The 7,260-nt window shown below is 34.0% G+C and carries 6 protein-coding genes; 2 read left to right on the top strand and 4 right to left on the bottom strand.

All coding sequences use genetic code 11. The features are described 5' to 3' along the window. Together VFS71_RS14870 and VFS71_RS14865 are read left to right on the top strand one after the other, a co-directional pair. The coding region (locus VFS71_RS14870; protein ID WP_326402206.1) for a folylpolyglutamate synthase/dihydrofolate synthase family protein at positions 1-1,225 on the top strand (1,225 nt) is incomplete at its 5' end. A 216-nt stretch (positions 1,226-1,441) separates the two neighbouring features. Further along, entirely contained in the window at positions 1,442-2,140 is a 699-nt protein-coding gene (locus VFS71_RS14865; protein ID WP_326402204.1) for a hypothetical protein, read from the top strand. A gap of 101 nt (positions 2,141-2,241) precedes the next feature. Here VFS71_RS14865 and VFS71_RS14860 read toward each other — a convergent pair whose 3' ends face one another. From VFS71_RS14860 to VFS71_RS14845, 4 genes are all read right to left on the bottom strand, one after another. Beyond that, complete coding sequence (locus VFS71_RS14860; protein WP_326402202.1) at positions 2,242-3,225, bottom strand: MlaD family protein; 984 nt, start codon at positions 3,223-3,225, stop codon at positions 2,242-2,244. A 3-nt stretch (positions 3,226-3,228) separates the two neighbouring features. Further along, positions 3,229-4,005: an ABC transporter ATP-binding protein gene (locus tag VFS71_RS14855; RefSeq protein ID WP_326402199.1), complete on the bottom strand. Its 777-nt coding sequence runs from the start codon at positions 4,003-4,005 to the stop codon at positions 3,229-3,231. A 2-nt stretch (positions 4,006-4,007) separates the two neighbouring features. Further along, positions 4,008-4,802: an ABC transporter permease gene (locus VFS71_RS14850; protein WP_326402196.1), complete on the bottom strand. Its 795-nt coding sequence runs from the start codon at positions 4,800-4,802 to the stop codon at positions 4,008-4,010. Between the two features lie 455 nt (positions 4,803-5,257). Next, positions 5,258-7,260: hypothetical protein (locus VFS71_RS14845; RefSeq protein ID WP_326402194.1), on the bottom strand; the 2,003-nt coding region annotated here is incomplete at its 5' end.

The following is a 7,260-nucleotide window of genomic DNA, read 5'->3' as shown; positions in this document are numbered from 1 at the left end:
AGAAACCACAAACTGGATGTTTAATCAACTTCCAATGTATCAATTGCAAGGGGCTTCGGCTTATAAAAAAGACTTGACCAATGTTAATCTATTGGCGGATCATCTTGATAATCCTCATAAAAAGATAAAATGCATACACGTTGCCGGTACCAATGGTAAAGGTTCTACCTCGCACATGCTGGCTTCCATCCTGCAGGAAGCGGGGTATAAAGTGGGATTATACACTTCACCTCATCTGAAAGATTTTCGGGAACGCATCAAGATTAACGGTGCTGAAATCTCCGAAGATTTTGTTTGCGAATTTATCGAGCAACATAAATCTTTTTTTGAAGAAAACGACATGAGTTTCTTTGAAATGACCGTTGGATTGGCCTTTGATTATTTTGCCAAGGAAAAAGTAGACATCGCTATTATCGAAGTAGGATTGGGCGGAAGACTGGACGCCACAAATATTATCACACCGCTGGTTTCAGTAATTACTAATATTGGTATTGATCACGTTCAGTTTCTGGGCAATACACTGGAATCTATTGCAACTGAAAAAGCTGGAATTATCAAACCCGAAATTTCCGTTGTTATTGGCGAATATACTTCTGAAACGCAACCAGTTTTTTTGGCAAAAGCCGCAGCAAATAAAGCTAAAATCTATTTTGCTTCCGATTTAATTTCTGAAACTTATCCCTCTGATTTAATTGGCGATTATCAAGAGCACAATAAAAAAACCGTTATTCAAACCTTTAAAATTTTAAATGAACAAACCGATTACAAAGTAAGTGACGAAAACATAAAATCGGGTTTGCTTCATGTGATAAAAAATACCGGATTACTGGGAAGATGGCAACAACTGGGTACAAACCCAAAAATAATTTGCGACACGGCACATAACAAAAACGGTCTAGAAATTGTTTTGAAACAAATACAAAAAGAGACTTTTAATCACTTGCATATTGTGCTGGGAGTTGTCAACGACAAAGAGCTAGAAGAAGTATTACCTTTATTTCCAACAAATGCTACCTATTACTTTTGCAAACCGAATATTCCAAGAGGTCTGGACGCATCTTTATTACAGGAAAAAGCATCGAAATTTTCACTAATCGGAAACACACACAACTCTGTTACAGAAGCTTACAATAATGCTCAGAATAATTCTACAAAAAATGATTTTATCTATGTTGGTGGAAGCACCTTTGTGGTGGCCGAATTGCCTTTAAATAAAGAGGTTTAAAAAAAAATTCTTTTTTCTATTAAAAATAAATTAAAATTTCATAACTACTTGACTAACAATTAACTAAATTTATGTGTGTTTTTTGTTAATTAATCACTTAATTTTTAATTTATTATGAGAAAGAGAACTTTTTTTTCGTTGGGAGTGTTAATTTTAACATTCCTTCTAAGTATGGATATCCATGCTCAAGACCCCCCCAAACCTGTATTTATCACAATGACAACCCTACACAGAAATCTAGACACTGACGGTAAAGACTGGAAGGCAACGGAACAAGAGTACTTTGACAAAGTAACGAGCAAAAATGACTTAATAATTGGCTCTGAAATTCTCACCCATTATTACACCGGAAACAGCACAGAAGTCATTATGGTAAATGTCTACAAAACTTGGGATGATATTGAAAAAGCACAAAGCATCTCTGAAGAGCTTGCCAAAAAAGCATGGCCCGATGAAAAAGCAAGAACCGCTTTTTTTGACAAACAACGAAGCTATTATGTTCCCTTTCACTCGGACGAAATTTACGCCTCCATTGAAACAATTGGCACGAAAGAATTCAAAGCATCCTCAAAAGAGCCTATGATTGTTTATATGCGTAAATCTCAAATGTCAATGTCCGGAAAAGGAAAAGGCATGAAGGAATACAATGAAAAAATTACCCTAAAAGACCCTTACATCAAAGGATACTACCCTTTTCGCCATGCTTGGGGATCGGACAGCAGGGATTTTATGGAAGCTTACTTTTATGACTCTTTCGGAGACATAGAAAAATCAAACCAAAAACAAGATGAATTAGCAAAAGCAGCCTGGCCTAAAGAAGCAGACAGCAAAGCTTTTTTTGATGAACTAAGATTAGCTTTCACAGGCACACATGGAGATTATATCTATCATAATTTACCTGGGGCTTCAAAATAAAAAAGAAAATCAGTTCAAATAATGCTTTGGTAAAGTTACAAAGTACTATTTGAACTGATTACTTTTCCAAAAACATATTATGTTTTTTTGTAATGACTAACTTAATCTTTATTTTGAGACGCTGCTTTTTTAGCCTCTTTATCTTTATTCTTAAAATAACCTTTCAATAAAAAACTACTTTGTGCCGCCTTAAGATCTTCATCTAATTTTTCAGAACTGCTTTCTAAGTTCTCTATCGTTTTTTTTAAATTAGCCCCTGATTCTTCATCATGCAACAAAACCCCTATTGCTGAATTGGGATTACTACTGGCCCCCTTTAAATTTTCCATAAATATATTGGCCGTTTTGGTCATTTTTTCCAATTCTGAAACTGATTTTTTAATCGAATTAAAAACAATCGTATCGGTGACCAAATCATTCGCAAGTGACCCCCTTTTATTTAATTTTGCACTAAACTCATTAAGAGAAGCAATTAATTTATCTGCTTTTACAGAGGCGTTATTAAGCGACAAGGCTACTGAATTAATATTGTCATACAAAATATTGTCGTTCAGTAATTTCCCCACTGTCCCTTCATTTGTTGTCAACTTATGGCTGATTTTTTTAAAATCAGTAGTTATAGCTAGAAGATTTTCATTATTTTTCTGTAAAGTATTCATCATATTCTCAGTCGAATAAGTGCTTCCTACTTTCAAAGTATCTCCATCTCTCACCGATTCAGAATTTTCAGTACCACCGTAGATTATTACAACTTTGTTTCCAATAAGTCCATCAGTTCCTATCTTGGCTTTAGCATCTTTAACTATAAACTGTTGCGCTGTGTTTTCGATATCTAGAGTCACCCAAACATTCCTATTTCTACTGATTCTGATATTCCTCACCTTCCCAATTTTAACTCCCGAGAGCCAGATATTGGCTCCTGTCTGCAATCCATTTACCTCATCAAAAACAGAAACTAATTGCATTTTTTTCTTGAAAGTATCGTGAAGATTTCCAACCATAAGAATACCTCCAAACAAAAATATCATGCCTATAAAAATAAATAGACCTACATATAAAGCGCGCTTACTTGATGATTCATTCATGAGTTAAAGTGTAAAATTATAAGAGAAAAATTTTTTGATTTGCTCTTCATCAGTCTTAAAAACGTCTTCAAATGTTCCAATTTTTAAAAATGTTCCATCAATTAGCATAGCAATACGTTCACTAGTGTTTTTTGCACAAGTAAGATCATGTGTAATGATAATAGAACTTGTTTTAAACTTCTGCTGAACTTCAACAATAAGCGCATTAATTTCAGCACAAGTTACAGGATCCAATCCTGCAGTTGGTTCATCATACAACATTATTTCAGGCTTCATAATTAACGTTCTAGCAATACCCAATCTTTTTCGTTGTCCACCGGAAAGCTCTTCGGGATTTCTCTCAATTTTATCAATTAAACCCACCGCATCCAATGCTTCCTCCACGGCATCATTCACTTGTTTTCTGCTAAGATTCTTTACATTCATTGTCAAGGGAAACGATAAATTATCATACACGCTCATACCATCATACAAAGCACTACTTTGAAATGAAAATCCCATATGCAACCGCAATTCATCCAATTGCTTTGGTTTTAATTGATTCAATTGTTTGCCCAACATAGTTACAGTTCCTCTGTCTGGTTTTAATAAACCTGCCAAAATTTTTATCAAAACCGATTTTCCAGAACCAGACCTGCCCAGTACCGCTAAATTTTCTCCTTTTTGAACCGTCAAATCAACGCCTTTCAAAACCTCAAGTTCGCCGAAAGATTTATACAATCCCTCAATTTTTATAACAGTATCTCCCGTGTTACCAAATTGAATTTTATCTCTTTCCATGTCTAAAAATATCTAATCCAATTAACAATTTGCACTATTATTACCTCTTCAAGAAAGATGAGAAATATGGAAAGGATTACTGCTTGATTGGTTGCCTTGCCAACACCTCGAGTTCCATGTGTAGCAAAAAAACCTTTGTAACAACTGACAATCCCAATTGTAAACCCATATACCAAAGCTTTTGTAAGCGATGAAAAAATATCTAAAAAAGAAATATTTGAAAAAGCATTATGATAAAACACTTGCAAACTTGTCGCTTCTTCGCTTGAAACATTGTAATAAGCCCCAAGCAGTCCAACAAAACTGCAATAAAAAGAAAGCATAGGAATAGAGATAGTTGCAGCCAAAACTCTGGTTACTACAAGATATTTAAATGGATTAATAGCCGACACTTCCATTGCATCGATTTGCTCGGTAACTTTCATGGATCCCAGTTCAGCACTAATGCTGGAACCTACTTTTCCTGCGCAAATGAGCGAGGTCACTAAAGGCCCGAGAGCTCTCATTATAGCAATTCCCATTAACGACGGAAGCCAGGATACCGCTCCAAAACTTTCTAAAGAAGGTCGCGATTGTTTTGTAAAAACGACTCCAACGATAAAACCCGTCAGAGTTATTAATGAAAGTGATTTTAACCCAATCTCGAAGCACTGATTAATAATTTCACGAAAATGAAAAGGAGGTGTAAACGCTTCTTTAAAAAAACGAACAACAAACCGATAACCACTATAAACACCCTCAAAATATGAATCTATTTTCTTTGAAAACAAATATTTTTCGGTACCTAAAGTATTCATTCCTTTTGCATTTTTACATTAAATTTCCAAGTTTGCCGTTTTCTTTGTAAACATACAGAATGCATTGATCACCAATACAAACAACTAAAAAATCATTATAAATTTACAAAAAAAGCCACATAATCCTCATCCTTTCTAGGTAATTTACTTTTAAAAAATTAAAACAACTATTTGATTAAAAACAGAAACATTAAATAGATTACAATATGATTCAGAAACAACAAATGAAACAAAACAGAATGAAAATGTTTTTCTTAAGTGAACTATATTGGAGACATGAACATCAATACTCTTTTTGATTAAATCACAGCAATATTCCTGATATTACAGCGGATCGCATTTACCCTAATTTATCAAATGAAACTAAAAAAAGTACAAACCGCCTTGACAATGTCATAAAAGCAATTTGCACTTCTTACAAGATTTTCTTCTAAAAACAGAAGAAATATTTTTATCTAATTATCTTCCGTATCTTTAGTTTCCTCTATTTCATCTCCTTTTTTTCCTACTTTAACTTTTGGATTATCCTTAGTTCCTGTAACTGTAAGCGGAATTCCGATAATTCCCAGAGGCGGTAAACCCAATCGCATTTTTATATTCAATTTACCGTCTAAACTTGAAGTTCCTTCAATTCTCGGCCTGAAACCTGCAAACTTAAATTTAAAGCGTTCAATGGTAATAATGTTATTTTTTACCGTTGATTTGATTTCCACTTTGGACAATTCCGGGTCTTTAATAGCTTCATGATCGGTAGTTTGACTCACGGCATTAAACATTTTCATACCTTTTACTTTTACATCTTTTATAGACAGTATTCCTCCACCTATTAACGAAGGGTAAACAGGCATCATTTGTTGATTTAGCCTGCCTTTTATTTTGTAATCCAACGAGACAATTCCTTCGGCATTTTCGGCAGCACTTGCCATTTCTCGAAACATTTTCACTTCCTTGTAGGCTCGTTTTATATCAAAATCAGTGGCTTTGATTTCATATTCAAAAACCGCTTTCTTAGGAGAAATTCCTTGATAAGCTGCATTCATGGTAACATTGCAGCCAATTAAATTGAACCCTGTATTCTGCATCAGCATTTTTCCATTTTTCATTTTCACCGCCCCTTTTCCATCTTGCAGTATAAGTCCCTGATAATTGATTTTATGAGCTGTGGCATAAAATTGCAAATCAAGATTTGAAGGAACAAGAATCACTCCGGTTTCTTGAGTAGTATTTTGTGGAGGGATATCTTGAGCTGTCGTTGTCGTAGCAACTGGAGCTGTCGATGTACTGGACATGAACTCATCTACATTGATAAATTTTGAATTCAAAGTAAATGAACCTCTTAAAGTACCATTTTTTGAAGACATAAAATTAAATACATTCTGTAAATAACCATTCAATTTAAAATCAGACTGACCATAAGAAGCCAAAAAGGTATTGAAAGACATTTTATCCTGATTAAATCTGAATATCCCTTCTTTAATCAACAATGATTTGGGCAAATACTCCGTAACAACATTTATATTTCGTAGTTCTAGTGTTCCTTTGTTATGTAATTTGGCGTAGTTCCCTTTTTCGGCATCGTTTTGAGTCCCCTTCAATTCCAAATCAGCTTTGATGAAACCATCAACATCCAATCCTTTTTGCGAAAACACCTTGTAAATTTTACTGATATTTAAAATCCCTTTAGCCTTAATATCATAATTCAAATCATCAAAATTTTTCAGATCAGCTTCCACCAAAAAAGGTTCTCCTTCAAAAGTAAAACCAGCTGGTTTCAACACAACCGAAAGACCGTCATAAGTCCCTTTTTGATTATCTATTTTCGAAATAACATTGATATCGGTTATCGGATTTGGGTAATACGGAGTTTTTACAAATCCATTTTTCAAATTCAACGTTCCATTTACATTTGGAAAAAGTCTTTGCTTTTGATCGTATTTTCCTTTGGCTTTCAAATCACTTACAAGCATTCCTTTTAATTCTATATCCGAAACTCCTAGTGCGCGATTTAATTTCTCCAAATCGATTTGAGAATTCAAAGTCAAATCAATGTCCGGGGTGGACATCCCATTCATTTTCAACTGCGTTTTAAGATAATTTTTTCCAATATTTAAAGATACATTTTTAGCATCCAGCTGTAAAAGTTCTGGATTCAAAGACGGTACTTTTGTCGCAATATCCATATTTAAGTTGGAGACTGGAAAAGCACTTTTTTTATAATTTACAAAGCCGTCTTTTAATTTAAAATTCAAACTTAAATCAGGTGCTATATTTTGGGACGCAATATACTTTCCTTTAAGGGTAAGCAATAAATCAACATTTCCTTTTAATTCAGCATCTTTAAGCCAAGTGATGTATTTTGGAGGAAAAGCGGTAAAAAGTTCATGCAAATTACTTTTGTTTGATTTTATTCTAAAATCCATATTATAGCCATCCTTTAAAAAATCGAATTTTCCAGTAA

It is taken from the genome of Flavobacterium sp., from assembly GCF_035760125.1.
GTDB lineage: Bacteria > Bacteroidota > Bacteroidia > Flavobacteriales > Flavobacteriaceae > Flavobacterium.
This window is presented reverse-complemented; position numbering and strand designations above follow the sequence as displayed.